This window comes from Micromonospora sp. NPDC049171, assembly GCF_040648275.1.
GTDB lineage: Bacteria > Actinomycetota > Actinomycetes > Mycobacteriales > Micromonosporaceae > Micromonospora.
In genome coordinates this window covers 71,704-95,488 of record NZ_JBEZDJ010000012.1, presented here as the reverse complement: position 1 = coordinate 95,488, position 23,785 = coordinate 71,704, and the positions used below count along the sequence as shown (strand labels likewise).

At 71.7% G+C, this 23,785-nt stretch carries 22 protein-coding genes; 6 read left to right on the top strand and 16 right to left on the bottom strand.

The window, feature by feature from the left end; translation table 11 throughout:
• Positions 1–37: 37 nt before the first annotated feature.
• Positions 38–556 carry a flavoprotein gene (locus AB0B14_RS17055; protein ID WP_357522941.1) on the bottom strand — a complete coding sequence of 173 codons (519 nt, stop codon included), beginning with the start codon at positions 554–556 and terminating at the stop codon, positions 38–40.
• A 220-nt stretch (positions 557–776) separates the two neighbouring features.
• On the opposite strand from AB0B14_RS17055, the gene AB0B14_RS17050 reads away from it, so the two are divergent.
• Positions 777–1,862 (top strand): FAD-binding oxidoreductase, encoded by a 1,086-nt coding sequence (locus tag AB0B14_RS17050; RefSeq protein ID WP_357522940.1) that lies wholly within the window; start codon positions 777–779, stop codon positions 1,860–1,862.
• Between the two features lie 377 nt (positions 1,863–2,239).
• Here the strand turns inward: AB0B14_RS17050 and AB0B14_RS17045 are convergent, their stop codons facing one another.
• Positions 2,240–3,121: a cellulose binding domain-containing protein gene (locus AB0B14_RS17045; protein ID WP_357522939.1), complete on the bottom strand. Its 882-nt coding sequence runs from the start codon at positions 3,119–3,121 to the stop codon at positions 2,240–2,242.
• Positions 3,122–3,349: 228 nt separating this feature from the next.
• Between AB0B14_RS17045 and AB0B14_RS17040 the strand changes: the two genes are divergently transcribed.
• Entirely contained in the window at positions 3,350–3,793 is a 444-nt protein-coding gene (locus AB0B14_RS17040; RefSeq protein ID WP_357071987.1) for a peptidase inhibitor family I36 protein, read from the top strand.
• A gap of 3 nt (positions 3,794–3,796) precedes the next feature.
• Here the strand turns inward: AB0B14_RS17040 and AB0B14_RS17035 are convergent, their stop codons facing one another.
• Complete coding sequence (locus tag AB0B14_RS17035; protein WP_357522938.1) at positions 3,797–6,319, bottom strand: hypothetical protein; 2,523 nt, start codon at positions 6,317–6,319, stop codon at positions 3,797–3,799.
• Positions 6,320–6,546: 227 nt separating this feature from the next.
• Positions 6,547–7,068, bottom strand: a complete 522-nt coding sequence (locus AB0B14_RS17030; protein WP_357522937.1) for a hypothetical protein — start codon at positions 7,066–7,068, stop codon at positions 6,547–6,549.
• A gap of 205 nt (positions 7,069–7,273) precedes the next feature.
• Here AB0B14_RS17030 and AB0B14_RS17025 point away from each other — a divergent pair, with 205 nt between their 5' ends.
• The gene (locus AB0B14_RS17025; RefSeq protein ID WP_357071996.1) at positions 7,274–8,164 is read left to right on the top strand and encodes a hypothetical protein; all 891 of its coding nucleotides are present in this window, start codon (positions 7,274–7,276) and stop codon (positions 8,162–8,164) included.
• 119 nt (positions 8,165–8,283) lie between these two features.
• On the opposite strand, the gene AB0B14_RS17020 is transcribed toward AB0B14_RS17025, so the two are convergent.
• The 6 genes from AB0B14_RS17020 to AB0B14_RS16995 form a co-directional block, all read right to left on the bottom strand.
• The gene (locus AB0B14_RS17020) at positions 8,284–9,120 is read right to left on the bottom strand and encodes a hypothetical protein (RefSeq protein WP_357071999.1); all 837 of its coding nucleotides are present in this window, start codon (positions 9,118–9,120) and stop codon (positions 8,284–8,286) included.
• A 299-nt stretch (positions 9,121–9,419) separates the two neighbouring features.
• Positions 9,420–9,788 carry a DUF4180 domain-containing protein gene (locus tag AB0B14_RS17015; protein WP_357072002.1) on the bottom strand — a complete coding sequence of 123 codons (369 nt, stop codon included), beginning with the start codon at positions 9,786–9,788 and terminating at the stop codon, positions 9,420–9,422.
• Positions 9,781–10,233, bottom strand: a complete 453-nt coding sequence (locus tag AB0B14_RS17010; RefSeq protein WP_357072005.1) for a helix-turn-helix domain-containing protein — start codon at positions 10,231–10,233, stop codon at positions 9,781–9,783. The genes AB0B14_RS17015 and AB0B14_RS17010 overlap by 8 nt, the downstream gene beginning before the upstream one ends.
• Before the next feature lie 87 nt (positions 10,234–10,320).
• Positions 10,321–12,105 (bottom strand): ABC transporter permease, encoded by a 1,785-nt coding sequence (locus tag AB0B14_RS17005; RefSeq protein ID WP_357522936.1) that lies wholly within the window; start codon positions 12,103–12,105, stop codon positions 10,321–10,323.
• Between the two features lies 1 nt (position 12,106).
• Positions 12,107–12,835 carry an ABC transporter ATP-binding protein gene (locus AB0B14_RS17000; protein ID WP_357522935.1) on the bottom strand — a complete coding sequence of 243 codons (729 nt, stop codon included), beginning with the start codon at positions 12,833–12,835 and terminating at the stop codon, positions 12,107–12,109.
• Entirely contained in the window at positions 12,832–13,371 is a 540-nt protein-coding gene (locus AB0B14_RS16995; protein ID WP_357522934.1) for a PadR family transcriptional regulator, read from the bottom strand. Before AB0B14_RS16995 ends, AB0B14_RS17000 begins: the two co-directional genes overlap by 4 nt.
• 103 nt (positions 13,372–13,474) lie before the next feature.
• On the opposite strand from AB0B14_RS16995, the gene AB0B14_RS16990 reads away from it, so the two are divergent.
• The gene (locus AB0B14_RS16990) at positions 13,475–16,822 is read left to right on the top strand and encodes an AAA family ATPase (protein WP_357522933.1); all 3,348 of its coding nucleotides are present in this window, start codon (positions 13,475–13,477) and stop codon (positions 16,820–16,822) included.
• Between the two features lie 136 nt (positions 16,823–16,958).
• On the opposite strand, the gene AB0B14_RS16985 is transcribed toward AB0B14_RS16990, so the two are convergent.
• From AB0B14_RS16985 to AB0B14_RS16975, 3 genes are read right to left on the bottom strand one after another with little or no spacing between them, the layout of a single operon-like run.
• Positions 16,959–17,816, bottom strand: a complete 858-nt coding sequence (locus AB0B14_RS16985) for an ABC transporter permease (RefSeq protein WP_357522932.1) — start codon at positions 17,814–17,816, stop codon at positions 16,959–16,961.
• Positions 17,813–18,826, bottom strand: coding sequence for an ATP-binding cassette domain-containing protein (locus AB0B14_RS16980; RefSeq protein WP_357522931.1), 1,014 nt, complete (start codon positions 18,824–18,826; stop codon positions 17,813–17,815). Before AB0B14_RS16980 ends, AB0B14_RS16985 begins: the two co-directional genes overlap by 4 nt.
• Positions 18,827–18,851: 25 nt before the next feature.
• Positions 18,852–19,409, bottom strand: a complete 558-nt coding sequence (locus AB0B14_RS16975; protein ID WP_357522930.1) for an NAD(P)H-dependent oxidoreductase — start codon at positions 19,407–19,409, stop codon at positions 18,852–18,854.
• 132 nt (positions 19,410–19,541) lie between these two features.
• Between AB0B14_RS16975 and AB0B14_RS16970 the strand changes: the two genes are divergently transcribed.
• The gene (locus AB0B14_RS16970; RefSeq protein WP_357522929.1) at positions 19,542–20,054 is read left to right on the top strand and encodes a GNAT family N-acetyltransferase; all 513 of its coding nucleotides are present in this window, start codon (positions 19,542–19,544) and stop codon (positions 20,052–20,054) included.
• Position 20,055: 1 nt separating this feature from the next.
• Here the strand turns inward: AB0B14_RS16970 and AB0B14_RS16965 are convergent, their stop codons facing one another.
• Complete coding sequence (locus AB0B14_RS16965) at positions 20,056–20,808, bottom strand: SDR family oxidoreductase (protein ID WP_357072032.1); 753 nt, start codon at positions 20,806–20,808, stop codon at positions 20,056–20,058.
• A 102-nt stretch (positions 20,809–20,910) separates the two neighbouring features.
• On the opposite strand from AB0B14_RS16965, the gene AB0B14_RS16960 reads away from it, so the two are divergent.
• Positions 20,911–21,753 carry a helix-turn-helix transcriptional regulator gene (locus tag AB0B14_RS16960; RefSeq protein WP_357522928.1) on the top strand — a complete coding sequence of 281 codons (843 nt, stop codon included), beginning with the start codon at positions 20,911–20,913 and terminating at the stop codon, positions 21,751–21,753.
• Positions 21,754–21,845: 92 nt separating this feature from the next.
• Here AB0B14_RS16960 and AB0B14_RS16955 read toward each other — a convergent pair whose 3' ends face one another.
• Positions 21,846–22,697, bottom strand: a complete 852-nt coding sequence (locus AB0B14_RS16955; RefSeq protein ID WP_357522927.1) for an aldo/keto reductase — start codon at positions 22,695–22,697, stop codon at positions 21,846–21,848.
• A 101-nt stretch (positions 22,698–22,798) separates the two neighbouring features.
• On the bottom strand, positions 22,799–23,758 hold the full coding sequence (locus AB0B14_RS16950; RefSeq protein WP_357072040.1) for a LysR family transcriptional regulator: 960 nt from the start codon (positions 23,756–23,758) through the stop codon (positions 22,799–22,801).
• Positions 23,759–23,785: the final 27 nt, after the last annotated feature.

Sequence of the window (23,785 nt, the reverse complement as noted above, 5' to 3'; positions counted from 1 at the left end):
TCGTCGAGGATCGCTAGGCAGGGCGGACGACAGCTACTCAGGCCGGACGAAGCAACCGCAGCGCCTCGATGACCATGCTCCAACGGTCGGACGGGTGGGCGGCGTTCAGCGGCATCCCCTCGGCCACGACAATGCCGGCGCCGCGCAGCACCGCCACGTGACCCGCATACGCCGGATGCGCGGCCAGCTCCGCCTTGACGTGCGGAAAGGCAAGGATCGGTAGGCCCGCGCCCGTTGCCTCGTTGAGGACACCGAGCGCCAACGTGTCGTTGATGCCCAACGCCCACTTCGTCATGGTGTTGAACGTGACCGGCGCGGCCACCACCACATCGGCCGGTGGGTGCGGCTCGGGGTCGCCGGGCATCCGCCACTCGACGCGTACCAGATAGCCGGTCTTGTCTTGCAACGCCGCTCGGTCAAGCCATACGGCCGCGGTGGGACTGACGATCATGCACACCCGCCACCCGTCGGCGATCAGCAGGTCGACCAACTCGTCGATGTGTTCCGCCGGACCTGCGGCGCACACGACCAGATACAACACCGGGCGTTCCGTCATGCCCGCAGTCTGCCCGACCACGGCGACACGTAGTCGACCATACGAATCGCGCATGCTGCCAACGATCACCGTGACATGCCGTAGTGCCTGGTCAACCGCGAGAGTCGACGCATGGCCCGGGGCGGGTGCCTTGTCCCGGAGTTGTGCCGACCCTCAACGGCGCACCTCCGTCCCCACCCGCCCCGGTGCCCCCTCGATCCGTCAACGTCTCGGAGCCGGCATGCCCACCTCGATCGACGACGACCACCCGACTCGCCGGAGCCTGGCCGCCGCCTGGGCGTCGGTCGACGTGCGGGCCGCCGGCGACTTCTGGTGCAGCCTCGAAGACCGCCGGCCCGGCCTGCTCCGGCACCGCGACGCGCCGTTGTTCTTCACCGCGTTGGGCCAGCTCACGGTCGGTGTTGACGACCCGGCGCACCGGGCGGCGCTGCTCCTGGTGCTCGGCCGCGCGTACCGTCACTTTGACCTGCTCCCGCACACCACCACCATCGGTGATGCCCTGCTCGCCACCGTCGCCCGGCACGGCCCGCCCGCACCGTGGCGGGCCGCCCTGGGTCGCGCCACGCAGGCCATCCGCGAGGCCGCCGCGCAGGCCGGCGACGGCCCGGCCTGGTGGCACGTCCAGGTGATCGGCCACGAGCGACCGTCGCCAGACATCGCCATCCTGACGGTACGTCCCTGGCGGCGACTGCCCTTCCAACCAGGTGAGGCGGTCCCGGTGTGCACGCCGCGCCGTCCGGGGCAGTGGCGCTGGCTGTCACCGGCCAACGCCCCACGCGCGGACGGCACCGTCGAGCTGCACGTCCGCGCCGTACCCGCCGGCACCGTCTCCCACGACCTGGCCCACGAGGTACGCCCCGGCGAACTGCTCTGGCTCGGCCCACCCAGCGACGTTGGGCTGAGTCTCGACCCGTCGAGCACGAACGATCTGCTGCTCGTCGCCGGTGGCACCGGGCTGGCGCCGCTGCGCGCCCTGGTCGAGCAGATTGCCGCCGCACCGGATGGTCGGCGGGTGACGCTTGTCGTCGGCGTCCGCGCCTTCCTCGACCTGTACGACGCGATCGCCTTGGACAAGCTGCAGTGCGCCCACGACTGGCTCACCGTCGTGCCGGCGTTCTCCGCCGACCCCTGCGCCGAGCCGGTCGAGCGAGGCGACGCCCTGACCATCGCCCTCGATCACCACCGACCCGACCAGGACATCTACCTGTGCGGCCCACCCACGATGTCGGCCGACGCTCGGTCACGGCTACTCGCCCGGGGCATTCCCGCCGATCGCATTCACCTGCCCGAACGGTTCACCCGCTAATGGCTTGCTGCTCTCGTCGGCACATCGTGGCACTGCGTTCTCAGCGCGCCGCACCTGGAGGCACTCGCCGATCAGTTCTTCAGGGGCCAGGTGGGGCGTCGATTTTGGGCGGAGGCGCGGGCCGCGAAGGAAGGCTGAGACGTCCCGGCGGGCGCGGCGCTTCACAGCGATCGTTGATCGTCGGTATCTCCTGGCAGCCGCGGTGCTCGCGGTCGGAGTTGTGCTGGGAGCTGCCGCCGGCATCGCCTTCCACCGCCTGCTCCGTGAGGTACGCGGGTTGAGGCACGTGTCGTCAGGATGGCTGATGCCGGTGAGTCATCAAGATGACTCACCGGCATCACGGTCGCCGGGACAGGGCCGCCGGACTCGGCTCGCGGTCAGGCGGGGTCGCCGAACTCGCGTACGCCGTCGACGTCGACCGTGATCCGTTCGTTGTCGGTCCACTGGCCGGTGGCGGCGAGCCAACTCGGGTCGTCGCGCTCGTCGATGTCGCTCCAACTGTGCCGGTGGTGCCGTAGCTGGATCGGGCCGGTCGACTCGCCCGGCGCCAGCGTGCCGTCGGTGAGGGTCAGCTCGACCCAGCCGTAGATCGGCGTACCCGGGATCGGGTAGCCCGGTGGCGTGGGTGTGGTCGACGCGGGCGGCCCGGCTGGCGGGATGAAGAACAGCACGGTCTGCCGGATCCGGTCGCAGCCCAGGGCGGCCCAGTCGCAGTTGGCCACCAGTGAGGTGTTGGCGCCCTCGAAGCGCAGGTGGTAGCGCACCCGCACGGTGCTCAGGTCCAGTGGCCCGGTGCCGGTGTTGGTGACGTTCACGGCGTGCTGGATCTGGTTGTTGGTGGGGGACCAGTCGAGGTTGAGGTAGCTAACCGTCGCGCGGCCGTTGGCCGTGCGCACGGTCGTGACGGCCGAGGTGTCGGAGTAGCCGCCGAGCGCGCGGGCGGCAACCGCGATCCGGTACGTCGTGGCGGGTGCCAGGTCGGTCAGCGTGATCGTGGTGTCGGTGGACGTGCCGAGCCAGCGGTACGTGTGCGGGCCCAGCGGAACCTGCACCTCGTAGTTGATCGGCTGCTCGGCGGACGGATCGCCGACCCAGGTGGAGGGCGCCCAGCTGAGGGTGAGCTGGTGTGGATGGTTGGCCACCACCGTGGGGGCGCCGGGGGTGCTGATCGCCGGGCCGTCGGCGCGGGCGGCGTCGACGGCGAGCAGGCTCGCCAGCGCGGCGAGGACGACGGCGGCGGTGAAGTGGCGAGCGGGCATACCCGAATGCTAGCGGCAATGCATCGAAGCCAATGCGATGTCTCACGTGTTGGCAGTGGCCGCTCGATGGTGCCCCAAAAGACCATTGTCAGGATTCTGCACAGATCAGAACTGGCGATCAATCAAGGATGCTCAATACGCTGAGCAGGCGGTCCATCCATCGCGAGGTGTCGAATGGTCATTCCACGTCCCATTGTCGCAGTTCTCACGGCCGTACTCTGCTGGCTTTTGATCCTTTTTCCGGCACCCGGCCCGGCCGGGGCCGCTCCGGCCGGAAGTCAGGAAATAGCCGATTATCTGGCTACCCACCCGGGCGGTAAGGCGATCAACGACAACGAGATCAGCTACGACGGTGGTGCCTTCGTCGTGACCCTGCGGCGGCCGATCGGGACGCTCGCCGCCGCCGACTGCCCCTCGGGTTGGTACTGCTTCTACGAGTGGCCCAACTACGGATACCCCCGGGGCCGGCTCTCCGACTGCGGCCGGCAGAGCCTCGCCACCTGGTACTGGCAGTTCCGGGTCGAGTCGGCGCACTACAACCTCACGAGCGGTTCGGTCTCGTTCTACTACTACGACACCCGGCTCTTCGACGTCGGTGCGGGCAACCGGGTCCGCAGCGACGCGTCGCCCTACCGCAACTGGCCGAACTACGTGCAGCGTCGTTGCGGTTGACGGTCAGGCGCAGCCGGGGCCGGTGGTCCGGCTGGTCCGTTCCTTGTGCAGGAACAGCACGTAGTCGAGGGTCCGGTTGTCGGTCACCGTGGTCGTCTCGTGACTGAGCAGCTCACCGGTGTGCCCGTCGAACTGCACAGTCTCCCGGCGGTCCTGACTGTCGTCGGCACTGAACGCCAGCCCAGGTCGGTCGCTCCAGTCCGGGTACGCGCCCCGGTCCTGGATGCCCGGCGTCGCCGCCAACTCGAACAACAGCGCCGAGATCTGACGCGGGCTGAGCAGGTGGTAACGGAAGATCCGCACGACCACGTTGAGCATGCCGGCCGCGTTGCGCAGCTCCGGTGGCAACTCGCCCAGCTGCGCGGCGAGCTGCCGGCGCAACTCCACCGGGTCCGCCGAGGGCACCGGCGGAATCTCGGACAGCTCGCCCAGGCCGTAGCGGAACGACGTGGGCTGGCCGGAGCGGCGACCGCTGGTGACCAAGTTGACGATCCGGTGCCCGGACAGCGCCGCGGTCCACCAGAGCTGCTCGTCGCGGTAGCTGCGGCGATCGAGGCCCGGCGCGAGGTCCTCCGGCGCCCAGACCCGAAGACAGGACACGGTGTACGCCCCGTCGGCGGCCGTGGGGGTGATCCCCGCGACCGTCAGCGCGAGATCCGCGAGACGCCGGGTGCTGCCGGCGTACGTGGGGGTGCTGCCGACCGACGGCACGGCCCCGGGTGCCGCCTCACTCGTCGGGGCGACCGGCGTTTCGTCGCGCCCCCGGATCCCGGAGCCGTAGACCGCCACCAGCGGTGTCAGCGACACCCCACCGAGCAGGATCGCCAGGACGGCCCGCAGCTTGGGCGGCAGCCGGCTGATCCGGCCAGGGCCCGTCGGCACCCCGCTGGAGCCTTCGCCGGCGGGGCGGCGGGGCCGGGGAATCGCGTTCGTGCGGGCCGAGACGACGTAGCGCGGGGCCGGTCGGTTGACGCGCCGTTCGCCGTCGCGGACCGGCGGCCAGCCGGACGCGCCGGCGCGGGTGGCACCTGCCGCGTTCCCCGTCGCCGCGCCTGGCCGGCTGCTGATGGGGGCGTTGCCACTCGTCGACAGAGCGCCGGACGCGAGGCGCGGCGCACCGTGCCAGCCGTCGAGGCTCGGCCGTTGCTGAATCGGGATCGACCCCCAGGGCCACGCCGGTGCCTCCGGGGCGGGTGGAGGCCGCGTCTGGTCCGGCGGCGTCCGGTCCAGTGGTGCGGCGCGGTTCTGCTGGCTTGGCTGTGGTCCCGCCGCGTCGAAGCGGGCCGACCTGTCGTTGGCCGGGGACGCCGGGTGCGGTGTCGCGCCCGGCAGGGTGGGCAGGCCGGCTGCCGGCGGCGGCACCACCCCCGGCCGGAACTCCTGTCGGTAGGCGTGCGCCGCGTGGGCGGCCAGTCGGAAGTACCAGGCCCGTCCGGTGGGGCCGGCATCCTCGTAGGTGCAGCAGATCAGCGCGTGGCTCAGCAGGGAGAGCAGGTACTGCGCGCGCCAGATCGTCCCCCAACTGCCCTTCCTGGCGACCGTCAACCCCACCGTGTGGCTGGCCTTGATCACCTTCGCCGCCAGTGCGGGCAGCCGGTCCGAGGCGCGACCGCTCGGGTCGACGAGCAGGGCGAGGAGCGCGTTGGCCTCGGCGGTGCGGGGCGCACCGGCCACCTCGGGGAGGACGAAATCAAGGAGCAGGGTGACCAGGTCGCGGGTGAGTGGTGCGTCGACGGCGAACCGGTCCGTGTCGACCAGGCAGAACTTCCGGACCTGCACCTGGTCGGCCGAGGAACACGGGAAGAGCACGTTGCGCCCGTGCAGGTCGCCGTGCGACGCCCCACCGAGCCTGTCGATCTTGTGGTCGTCAAAGAGCGCTCCGGCCTCGGCGAACCGGAGCGGGTTCGGCAGCACCAGGCCGAGCGCGGGGTCGTACAGCCAGTCGGCGGCGAGGTCGCCGAGGCCCAGCGCCGAGACGGCCCCGGACACCTCCGCCTCGGCACCGGCGTCGGCCAACTCCTGTCGCACGAACTGGCCGACACTGGTCTGGCTGATCCGACGCCCGGCGCGGTGCCACCCCCACACCCCGTCGAGCAGTGTGCGGTAGGCGTCCCTGAGTTGGTCGTCGCCCACCTCGGCGAGCGGGACGACCCGTTCCGCCCCGCGCGCGACGTCCTGGAACATCAGGTGCCGGCCGTCGCCGACCGGGTATCGCGGGTACGGCTGGCGGACCAGGTGGCGCTCCGCGAAGCCCGCGTCGACGCCGACCGCCCTGCGGTGCCGGGCGGCCTCCTCACTCGCCTGCCCGGCCGACAACACCTTCACGTACAGCTGCTCGGGATCGCGGCCGTCGCTCTGCTCCACGACCACCGGAATCAACCGCCCGCCGCCGCGCCCCCGCAGCGGGGTGCCATGGCTCGGGGGGCGGATGGTGGCATCACGCCCGGCCGCCCAGTCCCGCAGCGCGGTCGAAACCGTCGCATCCTGTATGTAGCGTTCGAACTCGTCAATGAGGCCGTCGCCCATGTCCGCCGTTGGACCTTCCACGAAGGGGTGAAAGTGGACGCGGACGGGCGGGGGTGGCACGTCCGAGTGAGGGATGCGCGGGTGGGCGCGAGGCTCAAGCTACCGCAACTTTCGGGCGAACGCGGTATTTATTCGCAGCATCCCCCGCACCTACCCAAAAGTAATAGATGACTACTTTCCGCTTATGGGGCAACGCAATCCGTTACGTCCAGAGTGGAGACTGGTCGTCAGGAGCCGTCGTCATCAGAGGATGCCTCCGGCAGGTGGAGGGCCCCGACGAGGGCGTCGGCGAGGAGGGCGGCAGCGTCATCGTCGAGCCCGAGGGTCGCGGCGTGCCGCCGCGACACGTCCCGCAGTCGGGCCACCTGGGCCGCCGGGACCACGATCCGGCCCTCGACCGCCGGCAGCGCGGTGCCGGCCAGTTCGCGGCCCGGCGTGGCGCGTCGCTCGGTGCCGCGCCATCGCCGCCACCGCGACCTCGCCACCTCGGCCCCGAGGCCCAGGATCTCCCGGATCGCCATCGCCACCGCTTCGAGGACGATCGCGCTCACCAGCGCCTCGTCGATGCCGAAGCCGACCGCGCTGCCGGGCGTGCGGCCTCGCGCCGCCCCGGCGCGCCACAGCGCGGCCACCTCGTCGAAGACCTCCGACTCGTCCGGGGCCAGTCGCCCGCTCACTTGCCGGGCCAACCGCACCACGAACTCCGCCGCGTCGACGGTGGTGGCCGGAACGGCGGATTCCATGGTCAACGGGGCCTCCCGAGCCGAACCAGGCACGATTCGACTCCAGGTTATCGAGCGGGGGCAATCGACGACGTCGGTCCGTTACGCGACGTAGTCGGTTTGGAGATAATGCCTGGTCACGCGATTACCTACCGTGAATCCGTCATCACCAATGGCCTCGACGGCGGCGTCGTCACGCCCACCGCCCGGGGTCTCAGACGGGAGAAACACCATGCGTACCAAGAAACAAGCCCGAGCGTCCGTACTCGTGCTCGGTCTCGTCGCGGCCGGGGCGGTGCTCGTCCCGGCGAGCCCGGCGTCCGCCGCGGTCCCCGGCCTGGTGCGGATCGCCGCGACCAGCGTCAGCAGCTCGGCCGACTTCCACAGCGCCACGGCGACCTGCCCGGTCGGCAAGGTGCTGACCGGCACGGGCTACGAGCTGAACGGCGTCACCGGCGAGGGCATCGTCGACGACCTGCGCCCCAACGGGGGCCCGGCCACCGCGCCGACGGCCGTCACCGTGGGCGCGTACGAGGCGGAGGCGTTCGCCGGCAACTGGTCGGTGACGGCCTACGCGATCTGCGCCAACCCGCTGCCCGGCCTGGTGCGGGTCGCCGCGGTCAGCGTCAGCGACTCGGCCGACTTCCACTTCACCACGGCGACCTGCCCGGTCGGCAAGGTGCTGACCGGCACCGGCTACGAGCTGAACGGTGTCACCGGTGAGGGTGTCGTCGACGACTTCCGCCCCAACGGCGGCGTAGCCGCGGCACCGACCGCGGTCGGTGTCGGCGCCTACGAAGCCGACGCCACGGCTCTCAACTGGTCGGTGACCGCGTACGCCATCTGTGCCAACCCGCTGGCGGGCCTGGTGCGTGCCTCCACCGTGGGTGCCAGCAACTCCCTCGACTTCCGCAGCGTCGTCGCGGGCTGCCCGGTCGGCAAGGTGCTGACCGGTGCCGGCTACGAGCTGAACGGTGTCACCGGTGAGGGTGTCGTGGACGACTTCCGGCCCAACGGAGGCCCGGCGACCGCCCCGACGACAGTCGACTCGGGTGCCTACGAGGAGGACGCGTTCGCCGCCAACTGGTCCGACACGGCGTACGCCATCTGCGCCACGGCGTAGCCGGCAGGCCGTCCGGTCGGAACGGACGGCCGCCCCGACAGGCGTGATGCCTGTGGGTCATCAAGATGACGCACAGGCATCACGGTCGTCAGGACAGGGCCGCCAGCGTTCGTCCGGCCTCACGGATTCCAGTAGACGAAGACGCTGGCCTGGTCGAAGCGTCGTTCCTTCAGGTCGGCACGCTGGATCACCCAGTGGATGCTCGCGCCGCCCTGTCGGCCGCCGTGGAACTCGGCCAGCAGAACCCAGTCACCATGGTCGGGTGGCCCGTCCTTGCCGGAGCTGCCCGAGCGATCGGCGCCCAACCAGGCGGGGTTGAAACCGTTGCAGTCAGTGCCGTAGCCGCCCAGCAGCAGCGGCGTCGTATGGCCCGGGTAGGAGAAGGCGCCGTCCGGCACGTCGCCCAGAACGTCCTGCCACACCTTGGTCAGTTCCTCGAACGGAGGATCGCCCGGCAGCGGCGGAGACCACGGCGGCCCCGGGATCGTCTTGACGTAGGGCAGGGAGATGTCGACGGTGAGGTGCAGATCGCCCTGCGGGATTTCCGCGTAGACCTCGGCGCACTCCTCGTCCTCCGGAGAGAACCCCGGCGGATACTGCTCTCGCTCCTCGACGGCCACGCCCGCCGGCACGTACATCACCTGGCCGTAGCCGTCCTCCTCGGGCCAACCGAACAGCAGCAGCTGGCCGTCGGCCGGTAGCGGAAGGTCTGTCGCGTCTGCCGGCAGGGCAGCGCAGTCGATGGTGGCGATCAACGGGAACGTGGGGTCCTCGGCGTCGGCTGGAAGCAGCACGGGCCCACGGATGGCGCCCACGACCGGCCCGTCACCCTGCTGTGTCAGGAGCGCCGACGGGCGGGCGAGCCCCAGCCAGCGCTCCACCTCGGCGGCGGGGATGTCGCGGCGCAGCGCCTCGGCGCGGACCTGATCGAGAATCTTCTCGTTTCTGGGAAGCACGCGAACACCGTAGATCAACCGTGCGACAGCTCCCGACCCTACCGAGATGCGGTGTCGCTCTCGGCGGCCCGCCCAGGCAATCGATACCACGATATGCCGTCGGCGGTCCGGGTCAATGTGGACAGGTGGCGCCCCGGGCTGCCGCGAGACGCGTGGCCCGAGGGCTCTCTACTTCGTCGGCTACCGGCGCGGGGCGGGCGGCGTGCAGCCACTGATCCTCGACCGTGTCGTGGCCGGCCAGCTCCCCGCCGAAGCCGGTGTCGGCCGCCGGAACGGGTGGTCAGCGCTCGTTGAGGCGGCTACCGCGCGGCGCGCAGCCGGGAGTCGAGGGTGTCGAGGTCGGGGACGAACCAGATCTGCCCGCCCCGGTTCGACTCGTGCACCAGGGCGCGCAGCGCCGAGCTGCCCTCCAGCTGCGCGGAGATGTCCCCGACCACGACGAGCCGCACCTGGTAGTTGACGAACTTCTGCATCACGTCGCCGGCGAAGCGGGTGCCCAACGAGAAGAAGCGTTCGTCGAGCCGGTTGGCCGGCACGGCGACCACCCGGGCGCCGAGGAAGGCCGCCCCGATCAGGTCCAGGGCGTCCTGCTCGGTGGCGATGGTCGGGCCGGTCGGGTCGCAGACCAACACCTGCACGCCGGCGCGCTCCTGGATCTCGTCAGGCATGGTGGACCTCCCGGTCGAGTAGGCCGTTGTCGGCGTTGAGGACGGCGTCGAGCAGGTGCAGCAGCTCCGCGGTGGCGGCCGGGTCGCCCAAGATGATGATCTTCATGCGGTGGCGTTGCTCGTCGTACACCGTCTGCACCCGCAGTGGGTTGGCCTGGTCGTGGCCGGTGTTGGCGCTGGTGAGCACGAGCGTGCCGAGCCGGTCGGCGGCGGCCCGGTCCACGCCGTCGACCTGCACGATGCTCGACACCTCGGCCTGCCCCCGGACGCTCGCGGGCGCGGACGCCTGTCCGGTGAGCGCGTCGAGATCCCGGGCGGCGATCCGGTACTGCTTGCCGATCCGCACCGCCCGCAGCCGACCGGAGCGGATGTAGCCGCGCACCGTGCGGACGTGCAGGCCGAGCCGGTCGGCCACCTGCTCAACTGAATACATTTCCTCCGTCATCGTTCCCTATGCTAGCTGAATAGGGAGGGTTAGGTAACGTTGAGGTGCGGTGCGTGGGCACGTGTGACAGTCGCGACGATCTGCCGGTCAGGTCGCCGTGGACCGGAGGGTGTCCGCCACCGGGCGACGTGCGGCGGCCAGAGCGGGGACGGCGGTGAGTGTGGCGACCGCGACCAGGACGCCAATGGCTGTGCTGAGCGTCCAGGAGACAGGCGGGTATCGTTCGCCGTCGAAGAAGAGGTACAACCCGATGCCGAAGGGGATCCCGACGGCGACGCCGGGGATGGCGGGGAGCAGTTGCGCCACGGCCAGCCCCAGGCCGGCCTGGGCGGGGGTCGCGCCGAGCGCGCGGGCGACCGCCAGTGGCTGTCGGGTGTCGAGGACCGCGGTCCAGGTGCTCACGATGGTGTTGAGCAGCGCGAGGAAGCAGGCCACCCCGGCGACGATCAGCATGGCCTGGAGGGTTCGTTCGTTGCGGGGGTCGGGCAGCTCCGAGTAGCCCAGATTCAACGGATCGTCGTCCTGCGCCAGGATCGTGAGGACGGCGGCCAGCGCCGCAGTGGTGATCAGGGTGTTCACGGTGACGAGCCGGGCGCGGTGCGGGCGGCGCGCGTTGATGCGTACCCCGATCAGCAGCGCGGTGGGCAGCCGGCGCGACAACCAGATCGTCCACCGCCGGCGACGCGGTGGGGTGGGGACGTCCGCCAACGCCTCGATGGTGCTGGTGGCGGCGGCGCGCAACACCGGCCCCAGGGTCGCCGCGACGGCGAGCGCGAGGGCGAGCGCGGTGGCGGTGACCACCACGTGCGGCGGCGGGTTCACGCCGACGGAGCCGACGAATCCGGCGCTGGAACGGAACAGCACGGGCGCTGCGAACCAGCCGATGGCCAGCCCGGCCCCGGCGGCGGCGAGCCCGATCACGAGGTACTCGGCCAGGTGGACGGCGGCGATCATGCCAGGCCCGGCGCCGATGGCCTTGAGCAGCCCCACCCGGCGACGCCGGGCGATGACCCGGCCCGCGACGATGCCCGCGATGCCGACCACCGCGAGGCCGGTCAGCAGCCACGCGCCGACCACCAGCGCCGTCTCGGCCTGCCGGTTCTGTCGTCCGCTGCTGTGGGCGATGTCCCGCGCGGACCGGAAACTCCAGCCGCGGAAGCGGACATCGCCGCCCGCCGGGCGGATGGCCCCGGCGCCGGCATCACGGTCGACCAGTTTGAGGTTCAGGGTGTACGACAGCGGCTGGTCCCCGGCGAGGGTGGCGATGTCGCCGTGGTCGACCCAGACCAGGCCGCCCTTCTCCACCAGGTTCCCGCCCGGCAGGTGCCAGTGGACCTGCGGGTACACCGGCCGGGCGGCGGTGACCGCGAACCCGGTCACGTGCAGCGGGTGGCCATCGACGCTGACCGTGTCGCCGAGGTCTATGCCGAGGGCGTCGGCGAAGGTGCGTTCGACGACCACGCCGCCGGGGCGTACCCAGGTGCCGTCGGTCACCGCCGGCCGGTTGACCGCGGCCGGCGCCTGGTCGCGGCCCTCGACGATGACCCGGACCGTCGTGTCGCGGGCGGTCAACGCCAGGAAGACCAGTGGGTACGGCCCGCTGTGCTCGGTGACGCCGGGCAGGGTCGCCAGCGGGGCGAGCGCGTCCAGGGCCTTCGGGCCGGGGAAGCCCGGTTCCACCACCAGGTCGGGCCCGGCGGTGGCGGCCCGGGTCCGCTCGTACGGGCGGGTGACGAGCTCGGTGAGGGTGAGGCCGAGGGTCATCGTCGCGGTCGCGGCGGTGATGGCGACCAGCAGCAGGACGTTCTCGGCCCGGTGTCGACGCAGGTGCCGCGTCAGCAGTCGACACATGAGCAGCAGGCGGCCCGCCACGTCAGCGCGCCTCGCCGTAGACGGTGCCGGTGCCGGTGCTGGCGAACAGGCTGTCGTCGGCGAAGGCCCCGTCCCGCATGGAGATCACCCGGTCGGCGACCGCCGCGATGCGGGCGTCGTGCGTGACCACCACGAGGGTCTGCCCGGTGTTGCGCAGCTCCTCGAACAGCCGCAGCACCTCCAGAGTGGCGGCGCTGTCCAGGTTGCCGGTCGGTTCGTCGGCCAACACCACCTGCGGCTCGTTGCTCAACGCGCGGGCGATGGCGACGCGCTGGCGCTGGCCGCCGGAGAGAGCCGAGGGCAGGTGCGCGGCGCGGTCGGCCAACCCGACCTGGTCGAGCAGGTGCAGGGCTCGGCGGCGTGCACGGCCGGGCGACTGACCTGCCAGCAGCGCGGCCATCTCCACGTTCTCCACGGCGGTGAGTTCGTCCATCAGGTGGAAGGACTGGAAGACGAGGCCGACGGTGTCGCGCCGCAGCCGCGACAGTGCCCGCTCACTCATCGTGTCGATCCGGCGGTCGGCCAGCCACACCTCACCGTCGGTGGGGCGCTGTAACCCGCCGAGCAGGTGCAGCAGCGTGGACTTGCCGCAGCCACTGGGCCCCATGATGGCCAGGGTCTGGCCGGCGGGCACCTCCAGGTCGACCTCGTCGACCGCGCGTACCAGCGCGTCGTCCCAGCCGTACCACTTGGACAACCCCCGTGTCCGCACCGCCGTCGACCCGCTCATGCTCCCGCCTTCCGTCCCGCTCGATCACGCTCGGACCACGTGCGCTCGCACGCCTCCAGCCACTCCAGATCGGCCCGCAGCCGCAACACGACGCCCTCCAACAGCAACCCGGCGACCGGATCCACCGACCGCTCCAACGCCGCCCGTTGCGCGTCGCGCAGACGGCGCAGCACCTCACGCCGCTGCGCGTCCACCAACGCCACCGGATCGGCCAGCCGGGCAGCCGCGGCGGCGACCAGCTTCAGGTGGAACTCCGTGAGGTCCGGCTTGGGCCAGCTCACCTCGGTCAGCCAGCCGGCGACCCGCTGCTGCCCGGCCGGGGTCAACGCGTAGACCCGTCGGTCGGGCCGGTCCGGCAGGCCCTCGGCTCGCTCCGACGTCACCAGCCCGGCCTTCGCCAGCCGGGCCAGCGTCACGTAGATCTGACCCGCGTTCATCGCGTCGCCGAGCGGGCCGAGCGCGTTGCGCATCCGGCTGCGCAGCTCGTAGCCGTGCGCCGGCTCCTTGGCCAGCATGGCCAGCACCACGTCCTGCACCCCGGCACACCCCTCAAGTAGACCGCCAATAGATAACCGCTAGCTATGCCTCTGTCAAATCTCGACGTCCACTGTCGGAGGGTTCCAGTACCGTCTGGAAACCATGGACGCGCGGCGCGGCGACGCCATCATCGGGCGGGATCACCCCGCGGCTCTGCTGCGCGCCGAGCTGGACCGGGCCGCCACCAGCCACGGTGGCCTCGCCCTGATCACCGGCGAGCCCGGCATCGGCAAGACGACCCTCGTCACGTCGGCGGCGCGGGAGGCCCGGCAGCGTGGCGCGTTGGTGCTCGGTGCCGCCTGCTGGGATTCCGACAGTGCCCCCGGCTACTGGCCGTGGGTGCAGGTGCTGCGCGGTCTGCGGCGCTCCGCCGACGACTGGGCGGTGGCGCGACCGGACGCCGAACCGGCCCTCGCGGCCCTGCTCGGCGAGAACGACACCAGCAAGGAGCAGGCCGACCGCCTCACCGGCTGGGCCGGCGTCGAGCCGAGTGGGGACAGCACCGACCAGGAGACGTTCGCGTTGTACGACGGGGTGACCGCCGCCCTGGTCGCCGTCTCCCAGCATCGACCGGTCGTGGTCATCCTCGACGACCTGCACTGGGCCGACCCGGCCTCCCTGCGGCTGCTGAGCTTCGCGGCCCAGCACACCTGGTTCGAGCGCCTGCTGCTGATCGGCACCTACCGCGACGCCGAGGTCGAGTCGGGTGAGCACCCGCTACGCCCGCTGCTGATGCCGCTTGTCGCGAAGGCCACCACCATCACCCTCACCGGCCTCGCCCGGGACGAGGTGGCCGCGCTGATGACCCGGACCGCCGGGCGGGAGCCCGGCGCCGACCTCGTCGACGAGGTGCACCGGCGTACCGGCGGCAACCCGTTCTTCATCGAGCAGACCGCCCGGCTGTGGCATGCCGACGAGGCCGCGGACACGATCGCGCCCGGCGTACGGGAGGCGGTGCGCCGTCGCCTGGCCCAACTGCCCCCGCCCGTGGTCGAGGCGCTCACCGTCGCCGCCGTGCTGGGTCGCGAGTTCCACCGCCAGGTCCTCGCGGCCTGCGTCACTGCCCCCGTGGCGCAGGTCGACAGGCTGCTCGACCGTGCGGTGACCGCCCGGTTGGTGGTCGCCAGGGGTGGCGGCCGGTTCGCCTTCGCCCACGACCTGGTCCGCGAGACGCTCTACGACGGTCTGGCCGACGACGACCGGCAGGCCCGGCACGGCACTGTCGTTCGGGCGGTCGACGACCTGCGGGAGCTGACCGATCTGTTGATCCCTGCCGACCTCGCCCGGCACGCCTACCTCGCCGGCCCCGCGCTCGACCGGGCCCGGCGGGCCACGCTGCTGGTCGCCGCCGGGCGGGACGCGTTCGCCCGGCTCGGCACCGACGAGGCGGCGGTGCACTTCCGTCGGGCGCTGGAGGTCGTCGAGGACCGGGAGCAACGGGTGCGGATCCTGGTCGAGTTCGGCGAGGCGCAATATCACCACGCCGGCCGGGAGGAGGCCGGGCAACTGTTCACCGAGGCCGGGGTGCTGGCTCGCACACTCGACAACCCGGTGCTGCTGGCCCGCGTCGCCCTCATCGTCAACCGCTCCCGCCAGGTGGAGACCGTCGACTCGCTCGACGCGGCGGAGCTGGTGCGCGACGCGTACCGGAGACTGATCGGCGAACCGGACACCGAGGCGACGGTCGGCACCCTGATCGCCGACCTGATCACCGCCACCGAGACGATCGCCCGCCGAGGGCAGGACGACGAGGCGCTCACGTTCAGCCTCTGGGCCCGCCACGACACCACCTGGGGGCTGGGCACCGCGGCGGCCCGCGCCGCGCTGACCGCCGAGATCCGGGATGTGGCCCGCCGTACGGCAGACCGGGAGACCGAGCTGTGGGCCACCTCGCTGCGCTGGGTGGCGCTGCTGGAGTTGGGCGACCCTCGCTTCATCGAGGAGTTCACCGCCTTCGTCAGCGTGGACCGGCGGGGCGACCTCGCTCGGCACCGGATGGCGGCAGCCGTCGACAGCGGGATCATCGCGGCCTTCCGAGGTGACTTCGTCGAGGCCGACACGAGGTTTGGCGACCTCACCGACCCGAGCAATGCCGAGTTCGGTTTCATGGGGCATCACCTGCGCTGGTCCCGGCTGCTGCTCCAGGGCCGGTACGACGAGGCCGACACCCTGCTGGACGGCCTGGCCCCGATGGACTACCCGTACCGGGAGTTACTGCGGGCCATTACCGCAGCGGAGCGTGGCGACGACGCCACGGCGGTCCGGCTGACCGCGGGTATCGAGGCCGCCGCCATCCGGTACCCGCGTCCGGTGTCGCCACTCTGGCTGCGGTTACGTGCGCAGGTCGCCGCCGCGTCCGCCGACCCGCGGCGCTGCGACGCCGCACGGGCCGAGCTGGCCCCGCACCGTGGAGAGTGGACGGTGGGGCTTTTCGGCTGCGACATCAGCGGGCCCGTCGACCACTGGCTGGCGCTGATCGACGCCGCTCAGGAGCGCTGGGACGACGCCGTCGCCGGCTTCACGGCCGCCCGGGACTCCGCCGACCGGCTGGGCTCGCGCCCCTGGTCGCTCATCGCCCGCGTCGGCCTCGCGAAGGCCCTCGCCGGGCGGGGGCACCCCGGTGACGCCGCGACGCTGGCCGCGCTGCGTGCCACCACCGCCCAGGAAGCAACAGCTCTCGGTATGACGCAGGTGCTCCGCCAACTCGCCACGACCTCCACCGCTGCGGCCGGGCCCACCGCCACCGCACGCCAGGCCGTCCCGCCAGGAGCGACAGTCGTGCCGACCGCAGCCACCGAGCCGGGCCAGCTTGCCGGGCCGGGCCAGAGCGTCGGGCCGGGCACCGCCGGGCCAGGCCAGGCTTTCGCGTCCGGTCAGGCAACGGCGGTCGCGCCAGCCTTGGAGGGGTACGAGTTTCGGCGCGACGGGCCGGTCTGGCAGCTCGCGTACGCCGGTGTCGTGGTGCACCTGCCCGACGCCAAGGGCCTGCACGACCTGCACCTGCTGTTGAGTCGGCCGGGCAGTGACGTGCCGGCCGTGGAGTTGCTCGACCCGGCCGCCGGGCCGGAGTTGGTCGCCGCCCGGCAGATGGGTGCCGACCCGGTCCTCGACGACGAGGCGAAGGCCCGCTACCGGCGACACCTGGCACGTCTCGACGGGGAGATCGATCGGGCCGCCGCACGCGACGACGACCGGAAGGTGGCCGCGCTGGACGCCGAACGGGGTGCGTTGCTCGACGAGCTGCGTGCCGCCGCGGGGCTGGCCGGGCGGAGTCGCCGCCTGGGCGACGAGGCCGAGCGGGCCCGCAAGACGGTGACCGCGCGGATCCGGGACACGCTACGCAAACTCGACGGTCGGCACCCGGCCCTCGCCAGCCACCTGCGCGACTCCGTCTCCACTGGCAGCACCTGCCGTTACCTGCCGCCCAAGCCGCTGCCCTGGCGGCTCTAAACCCGCCCCGCGCTGCCCACCCCACCCCACCCGCCCGCCGCGATCTTGCACTTTCGGTCCGCCGTTACGGGTGGATTCACCACATTCGTCGGGACAGAAAGTGCAAGACCGCGCGGCGGGCCGGGGCGGGTCAGGGTTAGCGGCGGTTGTAGCGGTACATGGTCAGGGTGCCGAAGACCAGGAGGAAGCCGGCGCTCCACACCAGCAGCCACATCGTGGCCGTCGGGTCCGACTCGCCGCTCATCGCCCCGCGGATCGCGGCCACCAACTGCGTCACCGGGTTGACCTTCACGAACGCCTGAAGCCAGCCGGGCATGGTGCTCGGGTCGACGAAGACGTTGCTCAGGAACGTCAACGGGAACAGCACCATCATGCTGACCCCCATCACCGACTTCTCGCTGCGCAGGATCAGCCCGAAGAACGTCCACACCCAGGAGAACGCGAACGAGAAGACCACCAGCAGCCCGATCCCGACGGTCGCCCCGACCACCCCGCCGGCGGGGCGGAACCCGAGCGCCAGCCCCAGGCCCAGGATCACCAGGGCGGCGAGGATGTAGCGCAGCACGTCGCCGAAGATCATGCCGACCAGGGCTGCCGGGCGCCAGACGGGCAGTGTCCGGAACCTGTCGAAGATGCCCTTCTCGATGTCGGTGTTGAGGCCGACCCCCGTGTACATGGTGATCATCACGACGCTTGTCACCATGATGCCGGGAAGGAAGAACTGGAGGTACTCACGAGGGCTGCCGGCGAGCGCACCACCGAAGAGGTACGTGAACATCAGCACCATGATGACCGGGAACGCGGTCACGTCGAAGAGCTGCTCCGGCACGTGCTTGATCTTCAGCATGGCCCGCCAGCCGAAGGTGAGCGACGCGCCCAGGGCGCTGGGCCGGGGCGGCCGGGCACCGGGCGCCAGCACCGTCGCCAACGCCTCGGCGGAGGGGACGTAGACCATCGGTGCCCGTTCGGTGGTGCTCGTCGTGGCGTTGCTCATCGGGCTGCCTCCAGTTCGTCGTCGCGCTCGTCGGCCGGCACGGCGGGGTGGTCGGTCAGGGCCAGGAAGACCTCGTCCAGGCTCGGCTGACCGAGGGAGAAGTCGTCGACGACGATGCCGGCACGGGCCAGGTCGCCGAGCGCACGAGCGGCCTGGGCGCTGGCGTCGAGGTCGGTGCCGGCCTCGCCGACCCGGGCCGTCAACGCCACCGGGTCGGCGGCGAGCTGCACCGGCACGTCGAGTGCCTCCCGCAGCAGCTTCTCCGCCTGGGGCCGTTGGCCGGGATCCCGCAGTCGCAGGTGGACGGTGCCGGAGCCGACCGACGACTTCAGCTCACCCGGGGTGCCCTCGGCGATCACCCGCCCGTGGTCGACCACCGCGATCCGCCCGGCGAGCTGGTCGGCCTCGTCGAGGTACTGCGTGGTCAGCAGCACCGTCGTGCCGTGCGACACCACCGCGCGGATGATCTCCCACACCTGGTTGCGGCTGCGCGGGTCGAGGCCGGTCGTCGGCTCGTCGAGGAAGAGCAGGTCGGGCGTGTTGAGGATGCTGGCGGCGATGTCGATGCGCCGCCGCATGCCACCCGAGTACTTCTTCACCTGGCGGTCGCTCGCCTCGGTCAGGCCGAACGCGGCGAGCAGGGCCGCCGCGCGCTCCCGGGCGGCCGGCTTGCGCAGGCCGAGCAGGCGGGCGAGGAGCACCAGGTTCTCCGTACCGGTCAGGTCCTCGTCGACCGAGGCGTACTGGCCGGTGAGGCTGACCCGGGAACGGACCTTGTCGGCCTCGGTGACCACGTCGTGCCCGAACACCCGGGCCGAGCCTCCGTCGGGGCGCAGCAACGTGGCGAGCACCCGGACCGCTGTGGTCTTGCCCGCCCCGTTCGGGCCGAGCAGGCCGTACACGGTGCCGGCGGGCACCTGGAGGTCGATCCCGGCCAGCGCCCGGGTCTCCCCGAACGAGCGGGTGAGCCCCTCGGCCTCGATGGCCAGGCCGGTGGTGCGTCTACTCATGATTCGTGCCTTTCGTCAGTTGTCGTCAGGAGACGTAGGGTCGGGCGGCTCGGCCCTCGCGCAGGGCCAGACCCCACCAGCGGAGCTGGTCGAGCAGGACGGTGGCGTCGCGGCGCACCTGGTCGGTGCCCTGCGGTGTCGGCTCGTCGGCGAGCAGGTCGATGCCGACGACGTCGCGCACCGTCATCGCGTGCAGGGCGGTGAAGACCGTGCGTAGCTGGTCGACCGCGTGCCGGCCGGTGGATCGACAGCCGTACGCCACGAAGCCGACCGGTTTGGCCTGCCACTCGTCGTACGCGTAGTCGATGGCCTGCTTCAGGGGCGCCGGGAAGCTGTGGTTGTACTCGGGGGTGACCACGACGAACGCCTCCGCCCGCCCCACCTCGCCGACGAACGCCCGGATGGACGCGGTCGGCTCGGCGGGGTAACGGCCCGGAAAGTCGTACTCGGTCAGGTCAACGACAGTCACCGCCAGGTCGTCGTGCCGCACGGCTTGGTCGACGAACCAGCGGGCGACCCGATCGCCGGCCCGCCCCTCCCGGGTGCTGCCGATGATCACGGCGACCCGTAACGGTGTCATCATCGCCACCCCCTTCCACCCACAAGGCGCGAGACGGTGGCCAGCCGCCCGCTAGATCAGATCTAGCGGGCGGCGTTTCGGGGTGGAATGTCGGTCGGGATCGGCTTGACTGTGGTCGACGAACAGGGGACTGGGATGGTTCAGGTACGTATCGACCCGTGGCGCGAGGAGGATCTCGATCTGCTGCGGCGGCTCAACACCCCGGAGACGCGCAAGCACACGGGTGGCCCGGAGAGCGACGAGCAGGTGCTCGCCCGGCACGAGCGCTACGTGCACTTCGCCGACGACGGCCAGGGTTGCATGTTCGTCATGGTCCTGCCGGACGGGACGCGGGTGGGCAGCGTCGCGTACTGGGCCCGGCAGTGGCGGGAGCAGCAGGTGTACGAGATGGGCTGGGCGGTGCTGCCCGCGTACCGGGGGCAGGGGCTGGCGAGCGCGGCGGTGCGTGCGGTCGTCGACGTGGCCCGCACCCGACGGGACCGGCGCTACGCCCACGCCTACCCCTCGGTGGACAACCCCGCCTCGAACGCGGTCTGCCGCAAGGCCGGGTTCACGCTGCTCGGCGAGACGGATTTCGAATACCCGCCGGGGCGGCTGATGCGTGCCAACGACTGGCAGCTCGACCTGACCGCCCCGCCGACCCGCTGAGTCACCAGGGCAGCACCCCGTACCCGCCGCCGGCGTCCATCTGGAAGCCCCAGAGCAGCCCGCTCGGCCCGTCGGCGGGCAGCGTCGCCAGGTGCACGCTGACCTCGGCGCCCTGCTCGGCGGTGCGGAAGCCGTGGTGGCTGTTGAAGTCGGTGGCGCAGTAGCCGGGGTTCGCCGCGTTCACCTTGATCGGGGTGTCCCGCAGCTCCTTCGCGTACATGGCGGTGAGCATGTTCAGCGCCGCCTTCGACGACGGGTACGGCACGGAGGTCAACGCGAACAGCGCGCTCGCCGGGTCGGTCATCACCGCGATCGAGCCGACCTCGCTGGAGACGTTGACGATCCGGGCCGCGGGTGCCCGGCGCAGCAGTGGCAGCAGCGCGTTGGTCACTGTCGCCACCCCGAACACGTTCGTCTCGTACACCCCGCGCAGTGTCGCCACCGTCGTCTCGCTGGGCAGCCCCCGCTCTCCGTCGACGAGGATGATGCCGGCGTTGTTGACGAGCACGTCCAGCCGGCCGTACTCCGTCTCCACCAGTTTCGCGGCTGCCGCCACCGACTCGGCGTCGGTGACGTCCAGCGGCACGAACCGCGCGTCCGCGCCGCCGTCGCGCAGCTCCCGCTCCGCTGCCCGACCGCGCTCGGCGTCGCGGGCACCGACCAGCACGGTCATCCCGAGGACGCCGAGCTGGCGGGCGGTGGCGAAGCCGATCCCCTTGTTGGCCCCGGTGATCAGGGCGATCATGTTCGTCATGCCGTCGAGCCTGTCCGCGCCGGCGGCGCGGGGGGAGAGACTGCCCGAGGCTGGGACCGGCGGTACCACCCTCGCGAGCCCGGTCCGGGGCATGCTGGGGGAATGACGAGCAGCGGCCTGCGGCGGGACGAACTGGCGGCGTTCCTGCGCACCCGCCGCGCCCGCCTGAGCCCCGCCGAGGTCGGTCTCCCCGACGGGGTACGCCGGCGCACGCCCGGGCTGCGTCGGCAGGAGGTCGCCCAGCTCGCCGGGATGTCGATCGACTACTACATCCGGCTGGAGCAGGGCCGTGGGCCGCATCCGTCCCGGCAGGTGCTGGCCTCGATGGCTCGGGCGCTGCTGCTGAGCCGGGACGAGCGCGAGTACCTGTTCCGGATCGCCGGGGAGAATCCGCCACCGACCGCGGGCCCGAGCCGGGAGGTGCCCTTTGGGCTGCGGCACCTGCTCGACGCGATGACCGAGACCCCGGCGTACCTCGTCGACGCCGCGTACCACGTGTTGGCCTGGAACCGCCTGGCCACGTACTTCGTGGGGGATCTCGCGGCGTTGCCCGACGCGGACCGCAACATGATCCGCTGGACGTTCCGGCAGCCGGCGACCAGCGCGCACTGGGCCGATGCCGAGGTGATCCGATTCGTGCGCGGCGCGGTCGCGGACCTGCGGGCCGCCTACGGCCGTTACCCGGCCGACCCGGCGATCCGCGACCTGGTCACCGAGCTGCTCGGCACCGCACCCCGGTTCGCGCAGCTCTGGGCGGAGCACGACGTCGCGGAACGTCGTCCCGTGGTCAAGCGGGTGCCGCATCCCGAGCTGGGGCAGTTGGAGTTCGAGTGCCGCGTCCTGCTGGTGCCGGAGACCGACCAGCGGATGATCGTCTACGTTGCCGAGCCCGGATCGCCGACCCACGCGATGTTCCGCCGGATCGCCGAGCGCGTCGGGTCGTGAGCGCCGGAACAGCGTGATGCCTCAGAGTCATCATGATGACCCTGAGGCATCACGCTCACGGGGGACCTGCCCGCCGTGGCCGGCGGCTCAGGTCACTTGGGTACGTAGGCGAAGGTGTCCGGGTTCGGGCCGGTCCGCCCGGCCTCGCCCTTGTTCAGGCTGGTGATCCGCTCCATCGCCGCGTCGTCCAGCTCGAAGTCGAAGATCCGGGTGTTCTCCTCGATCCGCTTCGGGGTCGTCGACTTCGGGAAGATGATGTCGCCGCGCTGCACGTGCCAGCGGAGCACCACCTGCGCCGGGGTGCGGCCGACCTGCTCGGCGATGTCGACAACCGTCGGGTCGTCGAGCACCTTGCCCTGCGCGATCGGCGACCACGCCTCGGTGGGGATGTTGTGCGCGCGGCCGTAGGCGCGGACCTCGTCGTTGGTGAAGTAGGGGTGTGCCTCGATCTGGTTGACCGCCGGCACGACGCTCGCCTCGTCGGCCAGCCGCTCCAGGTGCGTCACCTGGAAGTTCGACACGCCGATCGAGCGGGCGCGGCCGTCGCGCTGGAACTCCTCCAGCACCTTCCAGGTCGAGACGTAGTCGCCGTCGTACAGGGTCGGCAGCGGCCAGTGGATCAGGAAGAGGTCGATGTAGTCCATCTTCAGCGCCGCGAGCGTCGAGTCGAACGCCCGGCGGGCGTCGTCGGGGCGGTGGAAGCCGTTGTTCAGCTTGCTCGTCACGTAGACCACGCCGCGGTCGAGGCCGGACACGCGGACCGCCTCGCCGACCTCGGCCTCGTTGCCGTACATCTCGGCGGTGTCGATGTGCCGATAGCCCGTCTCAAGGGCCGTCGTCACCGCCGCGACGGTGTCCTTCGGCTCGATCTGGAACACCCCGAAGCCGAGCTGCGGAATGGTGGTGCCGTCGTTCAGGCTGATGTCGGGAATCGTGTTGGGCACTGCGGCTCCTTCGCGTCTTCGTGTTCGATCTTCCATCCTTACCCGCCGGGACGTGCCGTTCACCGCCCGACCCCGGGTGACGAGCGCAACGACCGGGACCTTCACCCGGTCGTGTCGAAGAGCACCGGCCAGGGCCGGGCCGCCGGCACCGACGCCGGCACGGGCGCGACGGGCTCGGCATCGGCCAGCACCTCGGCGGCGAGCTGCCCGAACATCGACGCCGCCGGGTGTGCCGACCGGTCCGGCCAGGCCGCCGAGGTGCGTCTGACCAGCGAGGTGTCGGAGATCGGCCGCCAGGCGATCCGGGGTTCGCGACGTGCCACCGCCGCCGGTTCCACGGCCACCGCACCGCCGGCGAGCACGAGCCCGAAGAGGAACTCCGGGTTGCGGGCCGGCCGCACCCGGGCCGGCCGCCAACCGTGCTGGCGGCACACCGTCAGCAGGTGGTCGTGCCACCCGGGCGCGGTCGCCCGGGGCACGGCCACCAGATCCAGACCGGCCAGCGACGCCAGCGCCACGTCCCGGCCGCGGGCCAGCGGCGAGGCGCGCGGCAGCAACACCCCGAGGGGTACGTCGACAGGTGCGCCGAAACGCAGCCCGTCCGCCGCCACCGGGTGGTGCACCAGCCCCACGTCCAGGGTCCGCTCGGTGAGCATCCGGGTCTGCTCGGCGGTGGTCAGCTCGTGCAGTTCCACGTCCAGGCCGGCCGCCCGGGTGGTGAGCCCGTCCAGCAGCGCGCGCAGCGTCACCGCGGGCGTCTCCGGCGGCACACCGGCCCGGAGTACGCCCAGCTCACCGGCCCGGATCTGCCCCATCAGGCTGCGCAGCCGGCCCGCACCGGCGAGCAGTTCCTCCGCCTCGCCGAGGAGCAGCTCGCCGGCGGTGGTGAGGCGTACCTGGCGGCGGGACCTGTCGAACAACTCGACGGTCAGCTCCCGTTCCAGGCGCTGGATCGACTGGCTCAGGGGCGGCTGGGCCATGCCGAGCAGCTCCGCGGCCCGGCCGAAGTGCAACTCGTGTGCGACCACCACGAAGTGCCGCAGGTGTCGGAGCAGATCCACGGCCGGACCCTACGCCAGCGCCGGCCG

Coding starts and splice junctions, on each gene's coding strand:
- AB0B14_RS16965 (WP_357072032.1), bottom strand. CDS start 20,808: ATGACGAACATGATCGCCCTGATCACCGGGGCCAACAAGGGGATCGGC.
- AB0B14_RS16990 (WP_357522933.1), top strand. CDS start 13,475: ATGGACGCGCGGCGCGGCGACGCCATCATCGGGCGGGATCACCCCGCG.
- AB0B14_RS17055 (WP_357522941.1), bottom strand. CDS start 556: ATGACGGAACGCCCGGTGTTGTATCTGGTCGTGTGCGCCGCAGGTCCG.
- AB0B14_RS16975 (WP_357522930.1), bottom strand. CDS start 19,409: ATGATGACACCGTTACGGGTCGCCGTGATCATCGGCAGCACCCGGGAG.
- AB0B14_RS17025 (WP_357071996.1), top strand. CDS start 7,274: ATGCGTACCAAGAAACAAGCCCGAGCGTCCGTACTCGTGCTCGGTCTC.
- AB0B14_RS16980 (WP_357522931.1), bottom strand. CDS start 18,826: ATGAGTAGACGCACCACCGGCCTGGCCATCGAGGCCGAGGGGCTCACC.
- AB0B14_RS17050 (WP_357522940.1), top strand. CDS start 777: ATGCCCACCTCGATCGACGACGACCACCCGACTCGCCGGAGCCTGGCC.
- AB0B14_RS17015 (WP_357072002.1), bottom strand. CDS start 9,788: ATGCCTGACGAGATCCAGGAGCGCGCCGGCGTGCAGGTGTTGGTCTGC.
- AB0B14_RS17010 (WP_357072005.1), bottom strand. CDS start 10,233: ATGACGGAGGAAATGTATTCAGTTGAGCAGGTGGCCGACCGGCTCGGC.
- AB0B14_RS16985 (WP_357522932.1), bottom strand. CDS start 17,816: ATGAGCAACGCCACGACGAGCACCACCGAACGGGCACCGATGGTCTAC.
- AB0B14_RS16960 (WP_357522928.1), top strand. CDS start 20,911: ATGACGAGCAGCGGCCTGCGGCGGGACGAACTGGCGGCGTTCCTGCGC.
- AB0B14_RS17000 (WP_357522935.1), bottom strand. CDS start 12,835: ATGAGCGGGTCGACGGCGGTGCGGACACGGGGGTTGTCCAAGTGGTAC.
- AB0B14_RS17045 (WP_357522939.1), bottom strand. CDS start 3,121: ATGCCCGCTCGCCACTTCACCGCCGCCGTCGTCCTCGCCGCGCTGGCG.
- AB0B14_RS17035 (WP_357522938.1), bottom strand. CDS start 6,319: ATGGGCGACGGCCTCATTGACGAGTTCGAACGCTACATACAGGATGCG.
- AB0B14_RS16970 (WP_357522929.1), top strand. CDS start 19,542: ATGGTTCAGGTACGTATCGACCCGTGGCGCGAGGAGGATCTCGATCTG.